The sequence below is a fragment of the Nocardia sp. NPDC058666 genome, assembly GCF_042714895.1.
Taxonomy (GTDB): Bacteria; Actinomycetota; Actinomycetes; order Mycobacteriales; family Mycobacteriaceae; genus Nocardia.
This window is the reverse complement of sequence record NZ_JBHXRY010000003.1, coordinates 129,843-155,481: the sequence shown is the minus strand read 5'-3', so window position 1 is coordinate 155,481 and position 25,639 is coordinate 129,843. Positions and strand designations below refer to the sequence as shown.

Here is a 25,639-nt window from a genome sequence, read left to right as displayed (position 1 = left end):
CCGTGGCAGTGGTCACCACTTTCGGCACTCGGAAATACCGGCGGCCCGGCGCGGGTTGGCTTCGATAGGGGCATTACACAGTCGAGGAGGCTCATGAGCGCGGTCACGCTGTCGGTACTGGATCTGGCACCGGTGCAGTCCGATGCGAACGCGGGTGACGCGTTGCGTGCCACCACAAGGTTCGCTCAGCACGCCGAGGAGCTGGGATTTCGCCGATTCTGGGTGGCCGAGCACCACAACATGCCGGGCATCGCCAGTGCCGCGCCCGCGGTGGTGTTGGCGCACCTGGCCGCGTCGACCTCGCGGATCCGGGTCGGTTCGGGCGGGGTGATGTTGCCCAATCACCCGCCGCTGGTGGTCGCCGAACAGTTCGGCACCCTAGAGGCACTGCATCCTGGGCGCATCGATCTGGGGATCGGGCGCGCGCCCGGCACCGATCCAGTGACCGCGCGTGCGCTGCGGCGCAGTGCCGAAGGACTCGGCGGTGACGCGTTCCCGCAGGAGCTCACGGCACTGATCGGCTTCTTCCGGGGCGCGGATCCGAACGGGATCGTGGCAAGCCCCGGTCTGGGCGCGGAACCGGAGGTGTGGTTGCTCGGGTCCAGCGGTTACAGCGCGCAGGTCGCCGCGGTGCTGGGGCTACCGTTCGCGTTCGCGCACCACATCGCGCCGGACAACACCGTCGCCGCGCTGCAGCTGTATCGCGACAATTTCCGGCCGTCGCAAACCCTTAGCGAGCCGTACACGATCGTGGCTGCCTCGGCGATCTGCGCCGACACCGATGCCGACGCCGACCGGCTCGCCGCACCGCGCGACCTCGCCTTCGCCAATCTGCGCTCGGGTCGCCCCCAGGCCATCGCCACCCCGGAGCAGGCCGCGGGCTTCCCCGGCACCGAGGCCGAACGCCATTTCGCCGCACAGCGCCGGGCCGGGCAGTTGCAGGGTTCACCGGACACGGTGCGCGCGCAGGCCGCGCAACTCCTGGATGCGACCGACGCCGACGAGCTCATGCTCAACACCCTGATCTACGACCTCGACGCACGCGTCCGCTCGCTCGAGCTGACCAGCAAGGCAATCAACGTCTGAGCTCAGCGCAGGCGAAATCCCAAGGCGATCAAGGACTCTCGCAGGCGGTGCCGACCGTAGAGCGCCTCTTTCGACGCCAGTCGAGCCAGCACCCGCTCGGTCCACGAATACGGCAGTCCCTGATCGGTGTAGATCTCGCCGATGCGGTGCTCGTAGGCGGCCACCGGCTCGCGTTGGCTGGACAGGTCGTAGGTTTCGTGATGCAGTACCGCGGCCTGCGGCAGGCGCGGTTTGATCCGGGTGCCTTCGGTCGGGTCGGGATGGCCCACGACCAGGCCGAAAACTGGGAAAACGTGTGCGGGAAGGTTCAATTCGGCCGCGACACGCTCGGGGTCGTTGCGTAGCGCGCCGATGTAGACGGTACCCAGGCCCAGCGATTCGGCGGCCAGCACCGCGTTCTGGGCGGCCAGCGCCGCGTCGATCACCCCGACGAAGCTGGTTTCGAGATAGTCCGCACCGTCCAGTGGTGCGTCGTGGTCGTGCGCGAGTTGACGCAGCCGCGCGAAGTCAGCGACCCATACCAGCAATACCGGTGCCTGCTCGATATGCGCTTGTCCCCCAGCGACTTCGGCCAACCTCGCACGTCGGTCGGCGTCGCGCACCTCGACCACACTCCACGCCTGCAAGTTCGACGAGGTGGCCGCCGATTGCGCGGCTGAGACCAGCAGCTGGATCGTCTCCGGCGATACCGGATCGGGCAGATAGCGACGCACGGATTTGTGCGCGTGCAGCACATCGAGCACCGAATTCCACTGTGCGGGAACGTCAGTGGTCGGGTCCGCGTAGCGGTGCTGCACGGGGTGGACGATGCTGGGTGCGGTCTGCGTCATACACCCATGATCGTGCACCCCGGTGGGGGCGGTCTGCGGTATATCTCACCGTGAATCGAAGGCCAGCGGTCGTTACAGTAGCTAACGGAGAGCCTGCCGACAGGCGGGACGAGGGAGCACGTCATGGGCAAGATTTTCGACCGGATCGACGACAAACTGCGGGCGTTCATCGCCGATCAGCCGATGTTCTTCATCGGCACCGCACCGTCGCAGGGCGGCCACGTCAACGTGTCCCCCAAGGGTTACCGCGACACCTTCGCCGTGATCGACGACCACACCGTGGCCTACCTGGACCTGTTCGGCAGCGGTTCGGAAACCATCGCCCACCTGCGCGACAACGGCCGAATTACCGTGATGTTCTGCTCGTTCACCCGCACCACCCGCATCCTGCGACTGTTCGGCACGGGTCGTGTTATTCGCCCCGACTCCCCCGAATTCGACACCCTGCGTGACCATTTCGGCACCGATCACCCCGGAATCCGTGCGGTGGTGCTGGTGTCGGTCGAGCGGATCGCCGATTCGTGCGGTTGGTCGGTGCCCAAACTCGACCTCGTCGAGGAACGATTCATCCTCGACGAAGCCCACTCCCGCCGCACCGACGCCGACTTCGCCCGCCGCATCGCGGGCGACAACGCCACCAGCATCGACGGCCTGCCCGCGCTCGAGCCCGACCACCCGGTGCCGTCCAGCGTGCTGCGCTGACCTCAGGCCGCCGGTATCGAGGTCACCGCGATCGCGGATTCGGACAGACTGCCCAGGTACAGGGTGCCGTGGTGCTCGGCTACCGAGGTGACCATCGCGTAGTCGGTGCCGTCGCGTTGCAGGTCGTGGCCGATATTTCCGTCGAAGTCCAGCGCGAGCACCCAGACCGAGCGCACGGGTGCGGGTTTCAGGCTCGGCGGTAGTGCGTCGACCAGGCGTCGCAGAATGCCGGGAAGCGGAGCGAGCCTGTCCAACAACAGGTTTCGCGGCGAGGCCAGGGCGACCCAGATCAGACCGTCGCTGCCAAGCAGCATGTTGTCGGGCAGGCCCGGCAGGTTCTCGACGAGGTGGTCGGTGGTGCCGGCTCGCGGGCCGGTCAGCCAGTGGCGGGTGATCCGGTAGGCGCCGGTTTCGGCGACCAGCACGCAGGATCGATCCGGGGCGAGCACGACGCCGTTGCCGAATTGCAGGCCGTCGACGAGGACTTCCAGGTGCCCGTCGGGGTCGCGGCGGACCAACCGACCGGTGCCCGAATGTTCCAGCAGGTCGGTGATCCAGCGTTCCAGCGGCCAGCGCCGGGAGGAGACCGAGAAGTAGAGGGTGCCGTCATCGTCACGAATGACGTTGCTGGGGAACGTGAGCGGCGCGCCATCGAGTTCATCGACGACGACCTCCAGTTCGGCGCCCGCCTCGGCCAGTCGGAAGATGCCGCGGCCCGCGACGCAGACCAGCAGCGAACCGTCGGCCTCGGCGTGCATACCCAGTGGCCGACCACCCGCGTGCGCGATCTGCTCGACCGCGCCGGTGGCCGGATCCACGCACAGGATCGCGCCGTCGGCGGTTCCCGTGACCAGGCGACCGTCGGCCAGCACCACGACATCCTCGGGCCCCTGACCCGGCAGTGGCAGCAGCCGGGTCGGAGGCATCGGCGGGTCGCTGTGGGTCTGCCGCGCACGAGCGGTGGGTTGCGGCGGAGTCCAACGGTGAGGTCGCATCTGCATCACCATTGCTATCACGACGAAAACCGCATATCGGATGATTCGTCTGAAACTCGAACGCACACAACGGCTCTGCGCGCGATGTCCGCGCGACACCACCCCCGAGCTCGCGCACGGCTAGAGTGCGACGGTGAACACCGGATCCGCCAGCACGCTGCTCGACCGCCTCCTCGCACCCCAGCCCGCACCCGCCTGGTGGCTGGTACTGGCCACCGCCGTGGTCGCCCTCCTGCTGGTCGGTTACCGGCCGCTATGGCGGCTGACCAGGGCCGCGGTGACCGTGGCGCACGAGGGCGGGCACGCGCTGGTCGCGCTGCTCACCGGACGCCGACTGCACGCGATCACCCTGCACACCGACACATCGGGCCTGACCGTGTCCAGCGGGAAACCGACCGGCCCCGGCATGATCCTGACCGCCGCCGCCGGGTATCCCGCACCCGCGCTGCTCGGTCTGGGTTACGCGGCGCTGCTGGGCACGGGCCGGGTGACGCTGATGCTGTGGGCGACGCTGTTGATGCTGGCCGCGGTGCTGGTCAAGGTGCGCAATGTGTACGGGCTGATCACCGTGGCGGTGCTGGGTGCGCTGGTGTTCGGGGTGTCCTGGTTCGGCACCGATCTGCTGCAGGCCGCGTTCGCGTATCTGGCGGCGTGGTTCCTGCTGCTCGCCGCGGTGCGCCCGGTGTTCGAACTGCAACGCGGACGCCGCAGGCAACCCGGACGCACCGACTCCGACGCCGATCAACTGGCCCGGCTGACCCACCTGCCCGCGCTGCTGTGGGTGCTGTTCTTCGCCGCCCTGTGCTTTGCGGCGCTGGTGGTCGGCGCGCTGTTGATGCTGGCACCCGTGGAGGAACTACATCCGCTGCTTCAGCGGTGATCGGCGATCCAGGCGTCCACGCCCTCGGTGACCAGCCGGCTGGGCGGCTGCAGTGCGTTGAGGGTGACCCCTGCTTCGTCGGGCTGCAGCGGTTCGAGGGTCTCGAGTTGGGAATCCAGTAGGACCGTGGGCATGAAATGTCCGAGTCGGCCGGTCATGCGGCGCAGCAGTTCGTCGCGGGTGGCGGCCAGGTACACGAAGTAGGTCTGCGGTGCCATCGCGCGCAGGCGGTCGCGGTAGACGCGGCGCAACGCCGAGCAGGTGGCCACGCCGCCATTCTCGTGATGCTCGGCCAGCCACTCGCCGACGGTGTCGAGCCAGGGCCAGCGATCCTCGTCGGTGAGTGGGATACCGGCGGCCATCTTCTCGATATTGGCCATCGGATGGAAGTCGTCGCCTTCGGCGTAGGGCACCTCGAGCCGGTCGGCGGTGAGCGCACCCACCGTCGTCTTCCCGCACCCCGACACACCCATCACCACAATGACAGGTTCGACCACAGCGACCTCCTCGTCGGAAAACAACTGGCACGATCGAGCGTAGCGGCAGCGGCGGCAGCGCTCGAGGCGATCAGGGAATGGGCCGGTCGGTGGGCAGGTTGACGAAACTCGGGGCCGCGGGGTCCAGGCGCACATGCTGGGGTTTCAGTCCGCTGGCGTTCAGCATCGGCCGGAACGGCAAGGCCTTGGGTGCGTTGCCCGCGAAAACGTCGATGCGCAGTCGGTGGCCCGGGGCCAGGACCGCCTGGGTGGGGATCACGGCGACATCGATGTCGGTGGGGGCGCCGGGTACCACCGGGAGCAACCGGTCCAGAGTCAGCGGGTTGAACGGTGCGGTGAAGTCGCCGTTGATCGAACGGGCGCTGCGGCGCTCGTCGACCGCGCGCATCGACGAGGTGAGCTGGCCGGTGGTGAGCACGGTCGAGGTGCCGTCGGGGGCCACGTCGTTGACGGTGACGTTCCAGAAGCCGTCGGTGGCGTCGTGAATGGTGTTCAGCCGCACATTGATCGGACCGGAGATGACCGTTTGCTCGGTCAGCGGTGCGCTGGTGAAGGTGAGGCCGTTGCGTTCGGCGATGCGGGAATCCTTGGCGCAGGCGTCCAGTGCCGCGGTCATGCCCGCCGACCCCTGGGCCGCGTCGCGTGAGCAGACCTGGTTCACACCCGGTGCGACGGTGAGTGTTTCGGGCTTGCCCGGCGGGATGGCGGCGAGCGAACCGTCGTGCAGGCTGTCTTCGGTGCTGCCACTGGGAGCGGCGGACAGGTAGACGCGGCGGTGCGTGACACCCGGCTGCGGAAATTCGCGCAACGTAATCCAGTCGCCGCCTTGCTGTTTCACCGTCACCGGGCCGAATCTTTCGACACCGCTGTCGATATCCTTGAGCCACTTGTCGAACCAGGCCCGCTGCAGCACGTCCAAGCGCGGCGGTGCGCCCGGAACACCGGTTCCCGCACCGGGATTGGCGTGATAGGTGTCGCCGACGACGAGCTGCTTGCGGCCCGCGGGGAGCGGGATCTGCTCGTACAGTTTGGTCGCACTGTTGGCGAAGATGTCGTGCCATCCGCCGTAGACGAAGGTGGGCACGGTGACGTCTTCCGGGTGGCCCATGATCGCTTCACGGAAGGCCGAGGTCTCATCGAGCGCGCCATCGAGGGCGGGCGGCATGTTCGACAGCGACGGCGTGAGCAGCGACTGGGCCAGCAGATCGAAGTTGGTGGTCGGGTCGGCGAGCCGGTCGTTGAACCAGGTCCAGTCGAACGTGCCGTCGACCATCGAGGCCACGTCGGGGACGAGTTTGAGCTGGTTGACCGAGTTCAACCACATCGGCAGGAATGTCGTGCCGACGCCGCCACCGGGGGCGACCACATCACGCATGAGATCGCTGCCCGGCTCGACCGGGAAGATCGCCTGCAGCGCGGGCGGAGCGTTCTCGGCGGCGCGCAACTGGTTGATGCCGGAGTAGGAGCCGCCGCTCATGCCGATGCGACCGTTGGACCACGGCTGGTGCGCCGCCCAGTCGATCACCTCACGGGTGTCGAGCTGTTCGCGCGCACCGAGGGTGTCCCATTTCCCTTGCGACAGACCGGTTCCGCGCACATCCGCGACCACCACGGTGTAGCCGCCGCGCACGAGTTTGCGGTCCACGCCGAGCATGGTCTGGATCATGCCGCCGTCCAGCGCCTGCATGAGATCACCGAAACCGCTGATGGGTGTGGTCGACAGGTTGAGTCGGCGCACAATGTCCACGGCGGTGGACTGCAGGCCGGGGATCGCGGCGGCCGATTCGATCAGGCCCGTCATGAGTTTCGAGTAGGGCGTGAGGCTCACGATCGTCGGCAGCGGTTTCTGCTCGATCACGCCCGCGGCGTCGGCGGGGCGGTAGACGTCGGCTTTGAGGACCACACCGTCGCTCATGGTGATCTGGACGCCGCGCTCCACCCGCACCTCGGGGTACGCACCGGGCCCGTCGTGCTGGGCGGTCCACCGGTCGGCCGGTGGTTGCGCCGGTTCCGCGCCCGCGGGCCCACCACCGCAGCCGAGCACGACCACTACCGCGAGGATCGTCACCAGCATCCGGACGAACCCGCGTTCCGAACCTTTACCCATACATCGCTCCCGACCGGTTCATCCCCACAGTTGACCGAGCCACCGCACGATCGGCGCGAAAAACATAACAGCGGTAACGAGTTGGGCGGGGCAGCGTCGGCCCGCTCGGACTGTCGCTGTGAACACGCGTTGTTCCAGTTCAGCGCGATTTCGGGGGTTCTCGTTCTTGTCGGTGCCCAGTGGTTGACTGCACTCATGCCGGTGCGCTCGGGGGCCGGTCTCACATCCATCGCCGAGAGGACGTTCGACAATGCCGACACGCGACGAAGCTTGGCCGCAGGGCACGCCCTGCTGGATCGACTGCCAGGTGGACGACACCACCGCCGCCCGCGATTTCTACAGCGCGCTGTTCGGCTGGGAGATCCAGGACGGTCCCGCCGAGGCGGGCGGGTACCTCATGGCAACACTGGACGGCCGACCGGCGGCGGGCATCGGCCCCAAACCCGAAGGCATGAGCGCGATGCCATCGGTATGGACCACGTACTTCGCGGCCGACCGGGCCGACGAGATCGCCGAACGCGTCACCAGGGCGGGCGGTCAGGTGTTCATGCCGCCGTTCGATGTGCTCGACGTGGGCCGGATGTTCATCGGCGCCGACCCGGCGGGCGGTGTGTTCGGTGTATGGGAAGCCAAGGCGCACAACGGTGCTGAGGTGTTCAACCAGGACGGTGCCTACTGCTGGAACGAACTGCACACCCCCGCGTACGTGCAGGCGCACGAGTTCTACACCAAGGTTTTCGGCTGGCACTACAACGAAATCGGCGACGGCGGGAGCTTCATCTACTCCACGTTCGCGCTGCCGGGCAGCAGTCACGAGATCGGCGGCATGATGGACGCGTCCGCGCTGAAAACTCCGCCCTACTGGCTCACCTGGATCCAGGTCGACGACACCGACGTATCGCTGGCCAAGGCGACCGAATTAGGTGCCACGGTGATCATGGGACCCGACGACAGTCCGTTCGGCCGGATGGGGATCATGCAGGCGCCGCAGGGTGAGGTGTTCGGCGTGATCGACCCGGCGACGACGGTGGGGGAAGCACCCGGCGCCTGAGCGAACACGACCTGCTGCCGCAACCCTCCCGGTGCGGGGTCGCCTCCGCACGTCACACGACTCCGCTCGACCTCGCGGGATCCGATCGAGCCGTGCTGTCACGGGTGACTGACAGGGGCTGCCGCGAGTTGGATCTCGAGCAGTAGGCGGTCGGCGGGGTCGGCGAGGTCGATGCCCAGGACCGCCTCGACCCTGCGCAACCGGTAGCGCAGGGTGTTCGGGTGCACGCACAGCACGGTCGCCGCCGCGCTCACCTCGCCGTGCGCGCGCAGGTACGCCTGGACCGACACTCGCAGCTCGGCGGCGTGTTCGCGGTCGTAGTCGTCGAGGGCGGCCAAGCGGGGGTCGTGCAGTTGGGGTCGGGTCCGGATCAGGTCGACGATCTCGGCCAGCAGCACCGCGGTGCGGGCCTCGGCCAAGGTGGCGACCCGGCTGTTGGCCGCGGCCGGGCTGTCCAGCACCCGGTCGACCTCGGCGCGCGCACCGGCCACGGCGATCAGGCCCGGTACCGGTGCGGCCACCGCGGCCCGCACCACCAGCGCCCGGGCCTGTTCCAGCTGGGTGACCAGCTTGCGCACCCACGAGCCGACGCTGTGCGTGGAGTGATAGGAGGGCAACAACACATACACCCGATCGCCGATCACTTCGGTCACCGAGTCATCACGAAAGGCACTGGCGTGCAAGCGAATCAACGCACTCGACGCGGCCAACGCCGCAGCGGCACCGGCCGTGGGATCGACCATGGCGAAGCCGATCACCGCGGCGGGACCCGCCTCGGGCAGGTTCAGCGCGGCGGCCACCGTGGGCACGTCGACACCGTCGCCGTGCGCGCCGAACAGCCTGCGCACCAGCACCGCCTCGGTCGACGGTGCGTCGAGCCGGCGCGCGATGATCCGGGCCGCAACCGCCGAGGCGCCACGCAATACCTGGGCGGCGTCGGGTCGCAATGGGGAGTCGCCCTGCTGCAACCAGATGGTGCCCAACATCCTGGCCTGCGCGCCGTCGGTGCCGCGCCGGATTCCCACCACCAGTCGGCGGCGGATGTCGAGTTCGGGATGTTCGGGCACGTCGACCACTTCGTCGCTGCGCCGCACCCGGTCGAACACGCCCCATTCGCGCAGGATCCGCAGGTAGTCGCTGGGGCCTTCCCGACCGAGGATGGACCGGATCCGCAGTGGATCCGCGGAGCTGTCGGAGGCCGAATAGGCGAGCACGTGCGAACTGGGGTCCTCGATGGAGATCATCCCACCGGTCTCCTTCGCCACCACCTGCGCGAGGTCGAACAGATCGGTCTCCGGAGCGAGCAGGTCGTGCCCACCCGCGGCCGCGCGCCGTTCGGGCGAACGCGCCAGCATCCGCCGCACCAGCGGAAACACCTGATCCCAGCGGGCGTGCCGGTGCACGTGCACCAGCGCCACTCCGGCCGCCCGTGCGGCAGCGCGAACTTCGGGAGAGTCGTTGGCGCTCTTGGTCATCAACACGCGCGGACGGTTCGCGACAGCGCGGCGGCCCACACCGTTCAACCACGCCACCGTGCCCGCGGCATCGACACCCACGACCAGATACACGTCGGGCAGCACCCCGCCGGACTCGAGATGCTCAGCCAGGTCGGTCGGCTCGACCAGTGCCACCGACCGCACCACCACCTGCTCCCCCAGCGGCGCGTCGACCAGGGTCGCCACGGTGTGGTCCAGCGCGGCGAGCAGTTCGCCCAGTGTCGTGGCTTCGTCAGCCATCGGAGATCTCCGTTTTCGTTTGTCCGATCGAACAACAACCGAGGTGATACTTCGTCCGATCAGCTGATTATGCACCGGTCAGGACAGTGTTGACTACCTCACATCCCGCCACCGTCACCACACGCAGGAGCCGCACCCATGGACGCCATCGCGACCACTCCGCCGCCGGTCAACGAGCCCGTCGGCACCTTCGCCCCCGGCAGCCCCGAACGCGCCCGTCTACAGACCGCGCTCGCGCAACTGTCCGCCTCCCCCACCGAGATCGCCCACGTGATCGACGGTCGCCACCTGCCCGGTGACGGCCCCGCGTTCGACGTCGTCCAACCGCACCGCCACGCCGCGGTCCTGGGCATCGGCCATGACGCGACCGCCGCCGAAGCCGCAGCCGCGGTCGAGGCCGCGAGCGCCGCAGCCCCCGCGTGGCAGGCGATGTCGTTCGACGATCGGGCCGCGATCTTCCTGCGCGCCGCGGACCTGCTGTCGGGGCCGTGGCGCGAGAAGATCGCCGCCGCGACGATGCTGGGCCAGTCGAAATCCGCGTACCAGGCCGAGATCGACGCACCGTGCGAACTGGCCGACTTCTGGCGGTTCAATGTGTCGTTCGCCCGCGAGATCCTCGCGCAGCAGCCGATCTCCTCGCCGGGTGTGTGGAACCGGATGGAATACCGCTCGCTCGAGGGGTTCGTCTACGCGGTGACCCCGTTCAACTTCACCGCCATCGCGGGCAACCTGCCCACCGCGCCCGCGCTGATGGGCAACACCGTGGTGTGGAAGCCGGCCAGGACCCAGGCCGTGGCCGCGTACCTGACCATGCAACTGCTCGAGGCCGCCGGTCTGCCGCCCGGGGTGATCAACCTGGTCAACGGGCCGGGCCCGGTGATCTCCGATGTGGTGCTTGCCGATTCGCGACTGGCGGGCGTGCACTTCACCGGCTCGACGGCCACCTTCCAGCACCTGTGGCGCGAGGTCGCGCAACGCCTGGACGGCTACCGCACGTATCCGCGCCTGGTCGGCGAAACCGGCGGCAAGGACTTCGTTCTCGCGCACCCGTCGGCCGATCCGGCGGTGCTGACCACCGCCCTGATCCGGGGCGCGTTCGACTACCAGGGCCAGAAATGTTCGGCCGCTTCCCGCGCGTACATCCCGCGATCGGTGTGGGCGAAAATGTCGGAGGACCTGATCGAACGGACATCGAATCTGCGCTATGGCGATGTCGCGGATTTCAACAATTTCGGTGGCGCGGTGATCGATCGGCGCGCGTTCGACCGCAACACCGCCGCGCTGGAACGCGCCAAGGCAACACCGGGTCTGACCGTGGTGGCAGGCGGGCACAGCGATGACAGTGTGGGCTGGTTCGTCGATCCGACCATCGTGGTCGGCGACGACCCGACCGACGAGATCTTCCACACCGAGTACTTCGGCCCGATCCTGGCTGTGCACGTGTACGACGACAGCACCCCGACCGCCTTCGCCGACGCCATGGACCTGGTCGACAACGGCAGCCCCTACGGCCTGACCGGTTCGATCATCGCGCAGGACCGCGCCGCGATCGCCCAGGCCACGCAGCGGCTCACCTTCGCCGCGGGCAATTTCTACATCAACGACAAGCCGTCGGGCGCGGTCGTGGGCCAGCAACCGTTCGGCGGCGCACGCGCGTCGGGCACCAACGACAAAGCCGGTTCGCCACAGAACCTGCTGCGCTGGACATCGGCGCGCACGATCAAGGAAACCTTCGTGCCGCCCACCGACCACAACTACCCCCACCAGGCCTCGGAGGTCCAGTGATGTCGGCACTGCTGCGTTCGACCATGCTCGCCGCCGCGCGTTCCCCACGACTGGAACGCACCATCACCCGACTGCCGGTCAGTCGCGCGGTGGTGGCCCGCTTCGTGGCGGGAACCACCGTGAAACAGGCGGTGCGCGCGACTGAAACCCTGTTGCGCTCAGGACGTTTCGTCAGCATCGACTACCTCGGTGAGGACACCACCGACCCGGCCAGCGCCGAGGCCACGCTCGAGCAATACCGCGTCCTGATCGCCGCCTTGGGCAGACTCCCCCAGGCGAAGGTGGCCACGGGAGCTGTTCGGCCGCTGGAGGTTTCGGTGAAACTGTCCGCGCTGGGTCAGGCACTACCGGACAACGGTCACGCGATCGCCCTCGAACATGCCCGCGAGATCTGTGCCGCGGCGCAGGCCACGGGCGTGTGGGTCACCATCGACGCCGAAGACCACACCACCACCGATTCCACTCTGTCCATCGTGCGCGAACTGCGCACGGAGTATCCCTGGTTGGGCACCGTGCTGCAGGCCTATCTGCGCCGCACCGAGGACGACTGCCGAACGCTGGCGGGACCGGGATCGCGAATCCGGTTGTGCAAGGGCGCCTATGACGAACCCGAGTCGGTCGCCTTCCGGGAAAAATCCGAGGTCGACGCGTCGTACCTGCGGTGCCTGGGCGTGCTCACCGCAGGCGAGGGCTACCCGATGATCGCCTCGCACGACCCGGTGGTGATCACCGCGGCCGGTGTCGGGGTGCAGTGCGCGCAACGCAAAACCGAGGAGTACGAGTACCAGATGCTGTTCGGTATCCGTACCGACGAACAGCAGCGACTCGCCGACGCGGGCAACCATGTTCGCGTCTACGTCCCCTACGGTGACCAGTGGTACGGGTACTTCATGCGCAGGCTCGCCGAAAGGCCCGCCAACGTGGGGTTCTTCCTGCGCGCACTGGTGGGCACACGCAAGCGTTAACCGGTTTTCACCACAGTCATTGCCGCTGAACATTATTCACACTCGATGCCCGCCTTCGCGCGTCGCGGTGTACTCAGATGAGCTCACCGTGACGCGGCGGTGTGCGCCGAGGAAAGGGAACGCGAAATGTCTTTCGCCCAGCTGCGCACACAAATGCTGCGCCGCAAACCACTGATGGAAGTCGATGACGAAGTACCCGTCGACGAGCGCCTGGCCAAATCGCTTGGCCTGTGGCAGCTCACCGCCATCGGCGTCGGCGGCATCATCGGTGCCGGCATCTTCACCCTCGCGGGCTCGGTCGCGCACTCGGTCACCGGCCCGGCCGTGCTGATCTCGTTCCTGATCGCCGGTGTCGCCAGTGCCGCGGCGGCACTGTGTTACGCCGAATTCGCGGGCATGGTCCCCAAAGCCGGCTCGGCCTACACCTACGGCTATGTCTCGCTGGGCGAGCTCGCGGGCTGGTTCATCGGCTGGGACCTGCTGCTCGAGTACATCGCCGTGGCGGCGGTGGTCGCGATCGGCGTGTCCGGTTACTTCGGGTTCCTGCTCGACCAGGTCGGGTTGACCCTGCCCGAATGGATGCTGGGCGCACCCGACACCGGCGACGGCCGCGTGGTCGACCTGTTCGCGGTGCTGTTCTGTCTGGGCACCGCATGGGTGCTGTCGCGCGGCATCGGCAGCGTCGGACGGTTCGAAACGGTCGCGGTCGGCATCAAGGTCGCACTGGTCGTGCTCATCGTGGTGCTGGGCGTGTTCCACATCGACAGCGCCAACTACGACCCCTACTTCCCGTACGGCACCGGCGCGGTGTGGACGGGCGCGGCCACGGTGTTCTTCGCGGTGTTCGGTTACGACGCGATGAGTACCGCCGCCGAGGAATCCATCGACGGACGCAAGCACCTACCCAAGGCGATCATCTACTCCCTGGCCATCGCGATGGTGTTGTACGTGCTGTGCACGCTCGTGCTCACCGGGATGCAGAAGTACACCGAAATCAGCCCGACCAGCGGTTTCTCCACCGCGTTCGAATCGGTGGGAATGCCGGGCGTTGCCAACATCATCGCGATCGGCGCGATCGTAGGCATCATGACCGTGGTGCTCACGTTCATGCTGGGCGTGACCCGGGTATGGTTCGCGATGAGCCGCGACGGCCTGCTGCCGATCTGGTTCGCCAAGACCCACCCCACCCGCAAGGTCCCCACCAGGGTCACCTGGATCGTGGGCATCGGCTCGGCGATCCTGGCCGGTGTGCTGCCGATCAACACCGTCGCCGAGCTCACCAATATCGGCATCCTGATGGCCTTCATCGTGGTGTCGATCTCGGTGATCGTGTTGCGCCGCACCAGGCCCGACGCACCGCGCAGCTTCAAGCTGCCGTTCATGCCGGTGATCCCGCTGATCGGCATCGGCTTCTCGGCCTACCTGATCTGGTCGCTGCCGTCGCAGACCTGGTGGCGATTCCTCGGCTGGCTGGCGGTGGGTCTGGTCATCTACTACTTCTATTCCCGCAAGCATTCGGTGATGAACCGGACCGCACCGTCACTGGACAAGTAGTTACTCGCTCAATGCCGACCCCGGCACGAGCACCCGTTTGAGGATCTTCCCGGTTTCCCCGCGCGGCAGCGCGTTCACGAACGTGACGTCGCGCGGGACCGAGAACCGACTGAGGCGGTTGCGTACATAGGTGCGCACCATGTCCGAATCCAGGCCGGCGCCTTCGCGTTTCACCACGAACGCGACCAGCCGCTGACCGAACTCCTTGTCCGGCACCCCGACCACGGCCACCTCGGCGACCTGCGGCAGATGCGCCAACGCCTCCTCGACCGGCCGCGGAAACACGTTCTCACCACCGGAGATGATCATCTCGTCGTCGCGACCGTCCACGAACAGTCGGCCCGCGGCGTCGACATAACCGAGGTCGCCGGTGTCGAGCATCCCGTCGGCTTCCTCGGGCGGCGCGGAGTTGACGTAACCGTCGAACAGCATGTGATTGGCCACGAAGATGTGCCCGGTGGAACCCACCGGCACCGGACGCAGATCCGGACCCAGCACCGCGACGCGCGTACCCAGCGGCGGGCGACCCGCGGTTGTCGGCGATACCCGCAGGTCGTCGGGGGTGGCGATACTGGCCCACGACACCTCGGTCGAGCCGTACACGTTGTAGAGAATGTCGCCGTAGTCGTCCAGGAACCGCAGCACCGTGGCCCCCGACAGCGGCGCACCGCAACTGACCACGAAACGCAGACTCGACAGATCACACTGCGCGCGAACCTCTTCGGGCACGTCGAGCAGGCGTTCCACCATCGTCGGCACCACGATCAACGTGGTGATCCGGTGCTGCGCCACCGCGCGCAGGCAGTCCGCGGCGTCGAAACCGTCCTGCAACACCACGGTCGCGCGCAACGCGGTGCTCAACTGCAACCCCGCCAGACCCCAGGTGTGGAACAGCGGCGCGGGAATGAGCATGACCTCTTCCACACGCAACGGAATCCGCGACAGCAGCGCGGCGATGGTGCCGAAACCCTTGGCGTGCGGACGACGCGCGCCCTTGGGCGCACCGCTGGTGCCGGAGGTGAGCACGATCAACCGACCGGGATTCGACGGCACCGGAAAGTCGGTGTGCGCCTGCGTGATCAGGTCGTCGACGGTGCGGCGATCGGTATCGGGCGGGCAATCGTCGGTGGTGTAGCGCGGCACATCGCTGTGCAGGTAGCGGATCAGCGTTTCCAGTTCACCGTCGACGAACACCGCGCTCAGGCGATGCCGCTGCACGATCTCCTCGATCCGACGCCCCGACAGCCCCGCGTTCAGCAGGGCAACGTCCACGCCGAGTTTGCCCGCGGCGACCATGGTTTCGACCATGCCCGCGTGATTGCGCGCCAGCAGACCGATCGCGTCACCCTTGCGCAGGCCCTGCGCGTACATCGCCGCGGCCAGCGCCGTGGACCTGGCATCGACCTCGGCGAAGGTGCGATCCCCGCTCGGGTCGATCAGCGCGAGTCGATCCGGGGTGCACGCCGCACCCGCCGCGTAGCCGCCCGCCAGGTTGAAGCCCCATTTCGACAGGGAGCGAAGCTGTCTCACCAGCGACACCGGATCGGGCCCCATCAATCCGGTGGCCGCGATATTGCGCGCGACCCCGGCATTGCGGCGCACCATCGACCGTTCGGCGTTGACCACCACCGAGGATCGGGTGCCCGCGATCACGTCGGCGGTGCGCCGCAATCCGGCCTTGACCCAGTCGGTGACCAGCGCGTTGTTGCTCTGCTCGAGCACCGGATGCACCCGCGCGGTGGCGAACAGGGTGATTTCCAGGCGGGTGCGCTGCTGGTCGCCACGCAGGCGGACCGAGGCGAAACTTCCCAGCAGCGGACTGCGCAGTTCGAAACTCTCGTACCAGCGGCCGATGACCAGCACGAACTCGTGGGTCCGGATCCCGGCGCCGGCCGAGCCGATCCGTACCTGCCAGTGGACCGCCCCGTCGGGGCGTTCGACCGGTTCACAACTGCCGATGCCGGTGAACATGCGTGGATAGCTCTGCGGATCCAGCAGGACATCCCACAGTGCTTGCCGCGCGATGGTGAAATCCGCGCTGACATCGATGACGTCGGTGACCAAACTGCGTGCTCTACTTCCCGTCGGCCTGTTCGACCCGTGTGGTCGGCGGGCAAATATGGGCGCGGTGGTCGATACCACCTCGCGGGTCGCCACGCTACCCGGCCGCGACGCCCCCACATCAAGAATCAGACAAAACCGGTGGTTCGGTGCGGTTTCGACCGGACTTTGTCTTGTCCGCCACACCTGCCGACATCGCCGATGTGAAACTGTCCAATTGCTTGCACACCGCCGGTGTATGCCGAAGTATTGCTAGCAGTACCGACCCGATCTTCATGAGTCGTCGCGATGAGCGGCGCAACGAGCGAAGAGGTGTGGAATGACTGCTAGCTGGCCGAGCTCGATGGACCCGTTCGACGACATCTTCCAGCGGTTTTTCGGTTCCGGGATGTCGTCGAAGCCTCCGGTGCAGCGCATGGACCTCGGCAGGCTGATGACCGACAACGCGAAGTTGCTGGTCGGTACCGCCCGCGAGGCCGCCCAGGAATGGGGAAACCCGGAAATCACCCCTGAGCACCTGCTCTACGCCGCCACCGAGGCCGAGCCGGGTCGCAGCATCGTGGCCGAGCTCAGCCTGGATCCCGATCAGGTCGCCGAGCAGATGGAGGACTACCTCGACACCGGCGAGCCCAGCGAGGACGACCTCGCCGACATCACGCTCAGCCCGTCGACCAAGCTCGCCCTGCGCGCGGCGCAACGGCAAGCGGCCCAGGCCGGCAGCAGCTACATCGGGCCCGAGCACATTCTGCTCGGCATCGCGTCGCTGCCCGACAGCGTGGCCGCGCAGGCCCTGGTCGCCGGGATCGCAGCCACCCAGAGCGGTGGCGTCCCCGCGCCGGGCACCCCGATGGCCACCGCGCCCTCGAAGCGTCAGCAGCCCGACTCCGAGACACCCACACTGGACGAATACGGCCGCGACCTCACCGCCGAGGCCCGTGAGGGGCTGATCGACCCGGTCGTGGGCCGTGCGGAGGAGATCGAGGAGACCATCGAGATCCTGTCGCGCCGGCGCAAGAACAACCCGGTGCTCATCGGCGATCCCGGTGTCGGTAAGACCGCGATCGTGGAGGGGCTGGCCCAGCGCATCGTCAACGGTGATGTGCCGGTGACCCTGGCCGACCGTCGCGTGATCGCGCTGGATGTCGGCTCGCTGGTGGCGGGCAGCAAGTATCGCGGCGAGTTCGAGGAGCGGCTGACCAAGATCCTCGACGAGGTCCGCGCGCACAAGGACGAGCTGATCATCTTCATCGACGAGCTGCACACCATCGTCGGTGCCGGTGGTGGCGGCGAAGGCGCGATGGACGCGGGCAACCTGCTCAAGCCGGCCCTGGCTCGCGGCGATCTGCACGTGGTCGGCGCGACCACCATCGACGAGTACCGCAAGTACATCGAGAAGGACGCCGCGCTGGAACGCCGATTCCAGCCGGTGATGGTGTCGGAACCCTCGGTCGACGACACCATCCAGATCCTGCGCGGCCTGGCCGATGTGTACGAGGAACACCACCAGGTCCGCTACTCCGACGAGTCGCTGGTCGCCGCGGCGCAGCTGTCGGATCGCTACATCACCGACCGGTTCATGCCCGACAAGGCGATCGACCTGGTCGATCAGGCGGGCGCGCGCGTGCGGCTGCGTTCGGGCACGCCCGACCCGGAGGTCAAGGCCAAGGACGAGGAGATCGCCCGGCTGTACCGGGAGAAGGACGCCGCGGTCGACAACGAGGACTACGAGAAGGCCAAGGCGCTCAAGGTCGATATCGCGGTCGCCGAAGAGGAACTGCAGGAGTCCGGGCTCACCGCGACCGAACCGGTCGTGGAGGTGGTCGACATCGCCGAGGTGATCTCGCGCCGCACCGGCATTCCGGTGGCCGATTTGACCGCGGAGGAGAAGCACAAGCTGCTGCAACTGGAAGACGTGCTGCACAAGCGGGTGATCGGCCAGAACGAGGCGATCGTGGCGGTCGCCGAAGCAGTGCGTCGCGCCCGTGCGGGCTTGAAGGATCCCAACCGGCCGATCGGCTCGTTCCTGTTCCTCGGCCCCACCGGCGTCGGCAAGACCGAGCTGGCCAAGGCACTGGCCGAGGCCGTGTTCGGCGACGAGGACCGGCTGATCCGGTTCGACATGAGCGAGTTCCAGGAGAAGCACACGGTCTCGCGACTGGTCGGTGCCCCTCCCGGATATGTCGGCTACGACGATGCCGCGCAGCTCACCGACAAGGTGCGGCGTCAGCCGTATTCGGTGATCCTGTTCGACGAGGTCGAGAAGGCGCACCCCGATGTGTTCAATGTGTTGCTGCAGTTGCTCGACGACGGGCGTGTCACCGATTCCAAGGGCCGCACAGTCGATTTCAAGAACACGATCGTGATCATGACGTCCAATATCGGTTCCAACATCATCCTCGAGGCACCTCCCGGCGATCTCGATTCGATCGTGCCGGAGCTGGAAGAGATGCTGCGCCAACACTTCCGGCCCGAGTTCCTCAACCGCATCGATGAGCAGATCGTGTTCCATCGCCTGGACATGGAGCAGCTGGAACAGATCGTGGAGCTGATCCTGGACCGCACCCGGCGCATGTTGGCCGCGCAGGACGTGGAACTCGATATCAGTCAGCCCGCGGTGGACTGGTTGAGCGAGCGCGGTTTTCAGCCCGAGTTCGGGGCGCGCCCGTTGCGTCGCACGGTACAGAAGGAGCTGGACAACCGGATCTCACGACTGCTGCTCGACGGCGGTCTGCGGCCCGGGGGCACCGTCAAGGTCGATGCCGTCGACGGCGATCTGGTCGTGACCGCGGTGAACCCCGACGACGGCGACACCGACGCCAAGCCTGCCGCCAAGGCCGACACCAACGGTTCGGCGCCCGCCGCGAAGAAGGCGGCGAAGAAGCCCGCCAAGAAGGCCGCGAGCAAGAAGGGCGACGACAAGAAACTCGCGTCGAAGTAGGCCTTCACACGACTGTGGCCCCGGTTCATCAGAATCGGGGCCACAGGTGTCGCTGGGGTCAGCCCCCGGTGACGATGCAGGAATACCCGAACAGGAAACCCCTGCCCACCGACACGTTCACACTGTTGCCGATGCCGTCCTGGACGGCGGTCAGCGTGTGCGCCCCGGCGTAGGACGGCACCCAGGGCAACCGGGCGATGCCGTCGGTCGGGGCGACCACGGCCAGCAGTGCGCCGTTGTCGTAGAACTCGACAGGAACGATGCCGACACTGAGCCTGGCCAGCAGCTGATGCGTGCACCCCGTCCCGTAGTTCGTCGACGAGCCGACGCTGAAATAGGGCTGCACGGTCAACTGCGAAACTGCGGCCGAGGCGGTGGGGGCACCGACCGTCGTGGTCAGCACGGCCGCCCCGAGTGCCGCGACGGTGAGGGCGAATTTCCTGTCACTCATAGTGTTCTCACGTCCTTGTGATGCGGGGCCGACCGAACGCGAGGCCGGCGAGTCGTTCCCCATCCTCACCCCATTCGTGGACCGATCGTGGGAGAACACACAAACCGTTTCCCACTCATCGGCCTCGCCTCGATATCTACATCCGCGACCAGAGCGCGGGTGTGTTCGGCGGCGTCCAGTTCGGGTCGTGGACGGTGTGCGCCTGCCTGCAGCTGTAGGTCGCGCCCTGGTAGGTGACCTTGTCGCCGATGGCGTAGGTGGCACCGTGCCGCCACGCGGATCCGGCGGGCGCGGCCGTGGTGGTCGGATGGTGATGTCCCGGCGTGGTGGTGGCGGGCGGTTTCGTGGTCGTGGCCGGGGGGTTCGTGGTGGTGACCGGCGGTTTGGTGGTGGTCGCCGGGGGTGTGGTGGTGGGCGCCGGAGTGCTGGTGGTCGGCTCGGATGTGGTGGGCTTCGGGGTGGTCGTGGTCGGCGTAGTGCCGCCACCGCCACCGACCTCCAGATCCACGCAACTGTAGAAGGCTGCCGCAGTATCGCCGATATTCCAGACCGCACGCAATTTCTGGCGACCGGAATACTTCGACAGGTCGACGGTGTGGGTTACTTCCATCGACGGCTGCTCATTGCGCCCGTCGAACACCGCGACCCGGGTGTTGCCGATAAAGTATTCCCAATTCAGCGTGCGATGGTTCGCGGTATTCTTCCACGTGAAACTCGCACTGCTGCCGACCTTTTGTGGTATCCAACCCAGATTGTCGTCATCGAGTTCGGGATATTTTCCGGCACTGCAGGTGGTCAGACCTTTCGCGCCTTCCACACTCTGCGGTTCGTATTTCACCGCACCGCAGGGCACCAGGCCACGGGCACATTGTTCCTGCCTGCTGGCCGGTCCGGTAACCCAACCGTGCGCATTCGCACTCGCGGCCGGAACCAGCGCGGTCACCAGCGGAGCCAATGCCGCGGCACCGGCGAAGAACAGAATTCGACTTCTCACTATCAATACTCCTTGGAAACGCACACGGAGGACAGCAGCCGGCTTGCTGTCCGGGGGAAACATTTCGAGCGATGACACTGAACACTTCGATATCGAACTGTGACTGGAAGGTTAGGGACGCGAAGATCAACCGTCAAGGGTCCTGGTAGCGAAAAATACTGCTACTCACGGGTATTCGCAGGCCTTGTCAGCATTGTGCGAATTCAGCGAATAATCACCGTTTCGAACCAACCGGTATCGACTCGGGGCAAACGGTGAGTTATTTGCCCAGGTATCGCGCGTGCGCAGATTTGCCAGAGGGTGGAAATAGGTAGCCATGTTGGCAACAAGCCGCCTTACTTAGCACGCGGCTGCCCCCGCGAGTAGGTGCCTGGCAAACCTTGCGGGACTCCTCCAAAATCGTTGGCGGGCCCGGCGCTCTCAGGGCATCGGCAGCGGCGGAGTCTTCGGAAAGGTCACCGGCAGCGCCGCCAGCGAACGGTGAAAGGGGCCAGGGCGCCACACCAGATCTTCGGCGGGCACCGCGAGGGTCAACTCCGGTAGGGCGTCGAGCAACTGGTCGATGGCGTCCTGCACGATCAGGTACGCCACGGGTTTGGCCGGGCAGCCGTGCGGGCCCGCGCTCCAGGCCAGATGCGCTCGGTTGTCGACCACGTCGCGCCCGGCGATGGCCGGATCGTTGTTGCACGCGGACATGCTGATCACCACCGGTTCGTGCGCGGGCAGCCAACTGTCGTCGATCAGGATCGGCTGCCGCGGGTAGGTCATGCAGAAGTTGGCCAGTGGCGGATCGGTGAACAGCACCTCGTCCAGTGCGTCGCGGGTGGACAGGCTGCCGCCTAGCACATTGCCCGCGAACCGGTCGTCGGTGAGCATCAGCCGCAGCGTGTTGACCACCAGGTTCAGCATGGGTTCGATGCCCGCGCCGTACAGCACCAGCAGTTGGTGCACCAACTCCTCGTCGGTCAGCGCCGCGGGATGGTGCAGCAGTCGGGTGGCGACGTCGTCGCCGGGCGCACGTTGCCGCAGCCCCACCAGATCAGCCAGCGCCGACGCGAGCAGGTTGTTGCCCGCTTCGGCGTCGTCGCCTTCGAAGATCTGCGCCATGCCGGTGGCGACCTGCTGGCCGATCTCGGGCGTACACCCCAGCATCGAGTTCAGGGCTTGGAACACCAGCGGAAAAGCGTACTGGCTCAACAGGTCTGCGGATCCGTCGGCACAGAAGCTGTTGATCAGCGGGATCGCGAACTGTTCGACGGTGCTGTGCATCGCGTACAGGTCGACACCGGCGATCGCGGCGACGTTGGCCTGCCGGTACCTGGTGTGTTCGGCGCCGGTGGTGCGCAGCGCGGCGGGGCGGAACTGCAGCATCGGCAGCACCGGGCAGTCCAGTGGTATGTCGCGTTCCCATGTGCGCGGGTCGGCGGGGAAGTGTTCGGGATCGTTGAGGATGCGCACGGCGGTGTGGTAGCCGATCACCAGGGTCGCCCGGATACCCGGCGAAAGTTCCACCGGCACAACCGAACCGAACCGTGCGCGCATGTCCCGGTAGGCGGCCTGCGGATCGGCGGCGAACTCCGGCGCCCACATCGCCACCCGCCGGTCGGCGAAAACGTCCACCGTCATGCTGCTTCCTGCCTGCGAAACAGATACTCCACCAACGTGATCAGCGCTTGCAGGCCTTGGTCACGGCGCCGGGCGTCCAGCGCGATCACCGGTGTCTCCGGGGCCAGATCCAGTGCCTCGCGGACCTCGTCGAGTGGGTAGCGCCGGAATCCTTCGAATTCGTTGACCGCCACCGCATACGGCACGCCACGCTGTTCCAGCGCCGAGAGCACGTCGTCGGCTTTCTCGATGCGCCGCGTGTCCACCAGCACCAGCGCACCCAACGCGCCGCGTGCCAGTTCCTCCCACAGCGGCGCGAACCGTTCCTGTCCCGGCGTGCCGAAAAGGTACAGCGCCAGTTGCGGATTCAGGGTGATACGGCCGAAATCCAGTGCGACAGTAGTCGATACCTTATCGCCCAGTCCTGCCAAGTCGTCGACGCCGATACTGGCCTCGGTGATCGTTTCCTCGGTGCGCAGCGGCCGGATCTCCGACACCCCGCACACGAACGTGGTCTTGCCGACCCCGAAATTGCCTGCGACCAGGATCTTCACCGACCGGGTCACGGTGTCCGCGACGTAGTCGATGTCATCCCGCGAGGGCGCGTAGACCATGCAGCACCTCCTTGATCAGGGCCAGTTCCGGTTTCACCTGGGCGGGTGTGGGGCAGTGCAGGTCACCGCGGTCGAGCAGATCGGACACGATGATCTTCACCACCGAGGCGGGCAGGTCGAGGTAGGCCGACAGTTCCGCGATCGACAGGGCACCGCGACGGCTGGCCAACGCCAGCAGACGACGCTCGTCGGGCCGATGATCCGCGCGCGCGTCGTGCACGGCACGAACCAGGGTCACCAGGTCCAGGTCATGCGCGGCGCGCACCCGGCCGCCGGTGCGCACATAGGAGCGGACCAGGTCGGGATCGCGTCTCAATGCCCGCCACCGTGGCGCGGTGCGCTACCGATCTCGTGACCCACCCGCGAGGCCAGTTCGTTCATCCGATGCGCCACCAGTGCGACGTCGACATCGACGGTGGTCGCCACGCCCAGCAGCGCACCGGGCCCCGCGGCGGTGATCATGATCATGCCCTGGTCGTACTCGGTCATGTTCTGGCGCACCGCATTCGGCGGTCCGCCACAGAACTCCGCGAGCGCTTTACCCAGCGAGCGCAACCCCGAGGCGGCCGCGGCGAACCGTTCGGCGTCGTCTTTGACCACACCGCGGGAGTGCGCGATGCGCAGTCCGTCATCGGACAGCAGGACCGCGAAACGCACGCCCGGGATCTCCAGATCCTCGAGCAGCCACGCCAATCGGTTGGTGCTATCGGACACCGGTGTGCTCATCGACTGATCCTTCCGTAGTTCGCCGCACCACAGCGGCGCGACCGCTGCGGGATCCGCTGTGCCAGGCAGCGGCCAGTTCGGGACGCGCGGGCCCCGACTCGATGGTGTCGCCCGCGGAATCCGGGGCGACAGGCCGGCGGCGGCGCTTGGGCAGTCCGCCGCTGGTGATCTCGTGGACGTCGGCGACCGGCTGGTGCACCGGCCCGATAGGCGCCGAAACATGGGCCTGCGCAACGAGTTCAGGCTCTACGACCCGGGGTGCGTCGCCGCTGACCAGCAGTGCCGACGGCACATAGATCATCGCCCGCATCCCACCGAAGATATTGGGCCCGTCCACATGCACGGTGAATCCGTACCGCCGGGCCAGCGCCGCGATGCCGGGGAATCCGACCTTCGGCGCGGGGCCCAGATCGTGGATGTCCACGGGCCGTTCGCCACTGAGCACCGCGCGCGCGTCCTCGAGTTGTTCGGGACTCATCCGCATCCCCGCGTCGTCGATGATGACGGTGACGCCGTGGTGGCCTTCCTGGAAACCGATCTCCACGAACGACGACGGCGGCGAGTAACGCAGCGCGTTGTCCAGCAGCGTGGCCATGGTGTGCACGAGCGGTTCGACCGCGCGGCTGATCACGATCCGATCGGACTGCCCCGACCGCACGCGCAGGAATTCGCGCACCCGCCCGGTGGCACCGCCCGCGACATCGGTGAGCGACTGCTGCGGCCAGCGTCGACCGGGCAGCCCGCCCGACACGATCACGTAGGACTGCGCCTGCCGGATCATCTGCTGCACGGTGTGGTCGATCCGGGTGAGCGTTTCGTAGATCGCGTCGTCGCGATGTTCGCGCAGCGCGGCGCTGACGACCTGGCCCAGATCGGTGCCCAGACTCACCACCGAGGTGCCGAACGAGCGCACCGCGGCGCTGGTGGCCGCTCGCGAAGTCGCCGCGAGCTCGGTGCGCGCGTGTTCGCGCGCGGCGGCTATTTCCTGCCCGCGACGTTGCTCGCCGTAGCGTTCGACCATCGCCCTGGTGTCCTCGGCGACCACGCGCAGATCCTCGGCATGGCCGGTGGCGATCCACTGCAGGGCCTGCCCGAACTGCGATTCGCCCAGCTCGACGGGCAGTTCCACCATCACCGCGGGGATCTCGTGTCTGCGCACCGCCGTAGTGATCGCGGGCAAGGTGGTCCGCGCCAGGTGCACGAGCGCGTTCTCGCAGGCCAGCCGTTCGCGGATGGCGGCGTCGGCGCGCAGTCGCTGGTTGCGTTCGTTGCGCATGGCCAGCACGCTCACCGCGATCGCGAGCAGCAACAGCGGTGCTCCGATGACGAGCAACAGCGCCGCAATTCCTGAGTTCATCAGATCTTTCGTCGTCGTGGATCTATGCCGCGACGCTGCATCGTTTCGGTTATCCGATCCACATGGCTCAGTTTCGGCGACTCGGTCACACTAGCAGCACCGTGAACCATAGCGGCGCGGATCATACTGTCTCACAACGGAATTGCTCTGTGAAACGGCCCAAACTACTGGACGGTTGACCTAGATCGGGTCACGAACCGCAGGTCCGGATGTCGCGGAACCGCGGGTACCGGATAACATCGCGGCGTGGCGAAACTGAAGCTCTCCGTCGATGTGCCCGTCCCGCCGGACCAGGCCTGGGCGCACGCGTCCGATCTCCCACACCTGGGCGACTGGCTGACCATTCACGAGGCGTGGCGTGGCGACCTGCCCGACGACCTGACACCGGGCACCGTGCTGGTCGGCATCGCCCGCGTGAAGGGCTTCCGCAACAAGGTCACCTGGAAGGTGCGCACCGCCGAGCCGCCGCGCAAGCTGGCACTGACCGGCACCGGCATCGGTGGCACGAAGTTCGGCCTGAGCCTGCTCGTGGAACCGCACGGCACCGGGTCCAAGGTGAGTGTGGACATCGATCTGGGTGGCGCGCCGCTGTTCGGCCCGATCGGATCCGCGGTGGCGAAGGCTCTGCGCGGCGATATCGAGCGTTCCCTGGAAATGTTCGTCAAGCTCTACGGCTGAGCACAGACGAAAGCCCGGACGCCATAG

Annotated in this window: 22 protein-coding genes; 9 read left to right on the top strand and 13 right to left on the bottom strand. The window is 67.1% G+C overall.

The genetic code is table 11. The features are described 5' to 3' along the window. Positions 1–93 precede the first annotated feature (93 nt). On the top strand, positions 94–1,086 hold the full coding sequence (locus ACFWVD_RS10210; protein ID WP_379241708.1) for an LLM class flavin-dependent oxidoreductase: 993 nt from the start codon (positions 94–96) through the stop codon (positions 1,084–1,086). 2 nt (positions 1,087–1,088) lie between these two features. Here ACFWVD_RS10210 and ACFWVD_RS10205 read toward each other — a convergent pair whose 3' ends face one another. Further along, on the bottom strand, positions 1,089–1,916 hold the full coding sequence (locus tag ACFWVD_RS10205; RefSeq protein ID WP_379241707.1) for an NADPH-dependent oxidoreductase: 828 nt from the start codon (positions 1,914–1,916) through the stop codon (positions 1,089–1,091). 123 nt (positions 1,917–2,039) lie between these two features. Between ACFWVD_RS10205 and ACFWVD_RS10200 the strand changes: the two genes are divergently transcribed. Then, on the top strand, positions 2,040–2,618 hold the full coding sequence (locus ACFWVD_RS10200) for a pyridoxamine 5'-phosphate oxidase family protein (protein WP_379241706.1): 579 nt from the start codon (positions 2,040–2,042) through the stop codon (positions 2,616–2,618). Between the two features lie 2 nt (positions 2,619–2,620). On the opposite strand, the gene ACFWVD_RS10195 is transcribed toward ACFWVD_RS10200, so the two are convergent. Beyond that, positions 2,621–3,544, bottom strand: coding sequence for an SMP-30/gluconolactonase/LRE family protein (locus ACFWVD_RS10195; RefSeq protein WP_379241705.1), 924 nt, complete (start codon positions 3,542–3,544; stop codon positions 2,621–2,623). Between the two features lie 202 nt (positions 3,545–3,746). Here ACFWVD_RS10195 and ACFWVD_RS10190 point away from each other — a divergent pair, with 202 nt between their 5' ends. Beyond that, positions 3,747–4,493, top strand: a complete 747-nt coding sequence (locus ACFWVD_RS10190) for a M50 family metallopeptidase (RefSeq protein ID WP_379241704.1) — start codon at positions 3,747–3,749, stop codon at positions 4,491–4,493. Here ACFWVD_RS10190 and ACFWVD_RS10185 read toward each other — a convergent pair. Then, positions 4,484–4,966: a gluconokinase gene (locus tag ACFWVD_RS10185; protein WP_379241982.1), complete on the bottom strand. Its 483-nt coding sequence runs from the start codon at positions 4,964–4,966 to the stop codon at positions 4,484–4,486. The genes ACFWVD_RS10190 and ACFWVD_RS10185 overlap by 10 nt on opposite strands. Positions 4,967–5,060: 94 nt before the next feature. Next, a complete protein-coding gene (locus tag ACFWVD_RS10180; RefSeq protein ID WP_379241703.1) occupies positions 5,061–7,097 on the bottom strand; it encodes a CocE/NonD family hydrolase in 2,037 nt (678 codons plus the stop codon). Between the two features lie 250 nt (positions 7,098–7,347). On the opposite strand from ACFWVD_RS10180, the gene ACFWVD_RS10175 reads away from it, so the two are divergent. Beyond that, on the top strand, positions 7,348–8,148 hold the full coding sequence (locus ACFWVD_RS10175; protein WP_379241702.1) for a VOC family protein: 801 nt from the start codon (positions 7,348–7,350) through the stop codon (positions 8,146–8,148). Between the two features lie 98 nt (positions 8,149–8,246). Here ACFWVD_RS10175 and ACFWVD_RS10170 read toward each other — a convergent pair whose 3' ends face one another. Beyond that, on the bottom strand, positions 8,247–9,884 hold the full coding sequence (locus tag ACFWVD_RS10170; RefSeq protein ID WP_379241701.1) for a PucR family transcriptional regulator: 1,638 nt from the start codon (positions 9,882–9,884) through the stop codon (positions 8,247–8,249). A gap of 138 nt (positions 9,885–10,022) precedes the next feature. On the opposite strand from ACFWVD_RS10170, the gene pruA reads away from it, so the two are divergent. From pruA to ACFWVD_RS10155, 3 genes are all read left to right on the top strand, one after another. Continuing rightward, the gene (gene pruA / locus ACFWVD_RS10165) at positions 10,023–11,669 is read left to right on the top strand and encodes an L-glutamate gamma-semialdehyde dehydrogenase (RefSeq protein WP_379241700.1); all 1,647 of its coding nucleotides are present in this window, start codon (positions 10,023–10,025) and stop codon (positions 11,667–11,669) included. Next, positions 11,669–12,634 carry a proline dehydrogenase family protein gene (locus ACFWVD_RS10160; protein WP_379241699.1) on the top strand — a complete coding sequence of 322 codons (966 nt, stop codon included), beginning with the start codon at positions 11,669–11,671 and terminating at the stop codon, positions 12,632–12,634. The genes pruA and ACFWVD_RS10160 overlap by 1 nt, the downstream gene beginning before the upstream one ends. Before the next feature lie 126 nt (positions 12,635–12,760). Beyond that, entirely contained in the window at positions 12,761–14,188 is a 1,428-nt protein-coding gene (locus ACFWVD_RS10155; protein WP_379241698.1) for an amino acid permease, read from the top strand. On the opposite strand, the gene ACFWVD_RS10150 is transcribed toward ACFWVD_RS10155, so the two are convergent. Then, the gene (locus tag ACFWVD_RS10150; RefSeq protein ID WP_379241697.1) at positions 14,189–16,252 is read right to left on the bottom strand and encodes an AMP-binding protein; all 2,064 of its coding nucleotides are present in this window, start codon (positions 16,250–16,252) and stop codon (positions 14,189–14,191) included. It lies immediately after the preceding gene. Positions 16,253–16,568: 316 nt separating this feature from the next. Between ACFWVD_RS10150 and ACFWVD_RS10145 the strand changes: the two genes are divergently transcribed. Beyond that, on the top strand, positions 16,569–19,187 hold the full coding sequence (locus ACFWVD_RS10145; protein WP_379241696.1) for an ATP-dependent Clp protease ATP-binding subunit: 2,619 nt from the start codon (positions 16,569–16,571) through the stop codon (positions 19,185–19,187). Between the two features lie 58 nt (positions 19,188–19,245). Here the strand turns inward: ACFWVD_RS10145 and ACFWVD_RS10140 are convergent, their stop codons facing one another. The 7 genes from ACFWVD_RS10140 to ACFWVD_RS10110 all read right to left on the bottom strand — a co-directional run bounded on the left by ACFWVD_RS10140 (position 19,246) and on the right by ACFWVD_RS10110 (position 24,934). After that, positions 19,246–19,638, bottom strand: a complete 393-nt coding sequence (locus ACFWVD_RS10140) for a hypothetical protein (protein WP_379241695.1) — start codon at positions 19,636–19,638, stop codon at positions 19,246–19,248. 136 nt (positions 19,639–19,774) lie between these two features. After that, positions 19,775–20,632, bottom strand: a complete 858-nt coding sequence (locus tag ACFWVD_RS10135) for a lytic polysaccharide monooxygenase (protein WP_379241694.1) — start codon at positions 20,630–20,632, stop codon at positions 19,775–19,777. A gap of 420 nt (positions 20,633–21,052) precedes the next feature. Further along, positions 21,053–22,258 (bottom strand): cytochrome P450, encoded by a 1,206-nt coding sequence (locus ACFWVD_RS10130; protein WP_379241693.1) that lies wholly within the window; start codon positions 22,256–22,258, stop codon positions 21,053–21,055. Further along, positions 22,255–22,851, bottom strand: coding sequence for an ATP/GTP-binding protein (locus ACFWVD_RS10125; RefSeq protein WP_379241692.1), 597 nt, complete (start codon positions 22,849–22,851; stop codon positions 22,255–22,257). Before ACFWVD_RS10125 ends, ACFWVD_RS10130 begins: the two co-directional genes overlap by 4 nt. Continuing rightward, the gene (locus tag ACFWVD_RS10120) at positions 22,826–23,167 is read right to left on the bottom strand and encodes a DUF742 domain-containing protein (protein WP_379241691.1); all 342 of its coding nucleotides are present in this window, start codon (positions 23,165–23,167) and stop codon (positions 22,826–22,828) included. The genes ACFWVD_RS10125 and ACFWVD_RS10120 overlap by 26 nt, the downstream gene beginning before the upstream one ends. After that, positions 23,164–23,577, bottom strand: coding sequence for a roadblock/LC7 domain-containing protein (locus tag ACFWVD_RS10115; protein WP_379241690.1), 414 nt, complete (start codon positions 23,575–23,577; stop codon positions 23,164–23,166). The genes ACFWVD_RS10120 and ACFWVD_RS10115 overlap by 4 nt, the downstream gene beginning before the upstream one ends. Beyond that, the gene (locus ACFWVD_RS10110; protein WP_379241689.1) at positions 23,555–24,934 is read right to left on the bottom strand and encodes a sensor histidine kinase; all 1,380 of its coding nucleotides are present in this window, start codon (positions 24,932–24,934) and stop codon (positions 23,555–23,557) included. The genes ACFWVD_RS10115 and ACFWVD_RS10110 overlap by 23 nt, the downstream gene beginning before the upstream one ends. A 246-nt stretch (positions 24,935–25,180) precedes the next feature. Between ACFWVD_RS10110 and ACFWVD_RS10105 the strand changes: the two genes are divergently transcribed. Further along, positions 25,181–25,612, top strand: coding sequence for an SRPBCC family protein (locus ACFWVD_RS10105; RefSeq protein WP_379241688.1), 432 nt, complete (start codon positions 25,181–25,183; stop codon positions 25,610–25,612). Positions 25,613–25,639 lie beyond the last annotated feature (27 nt).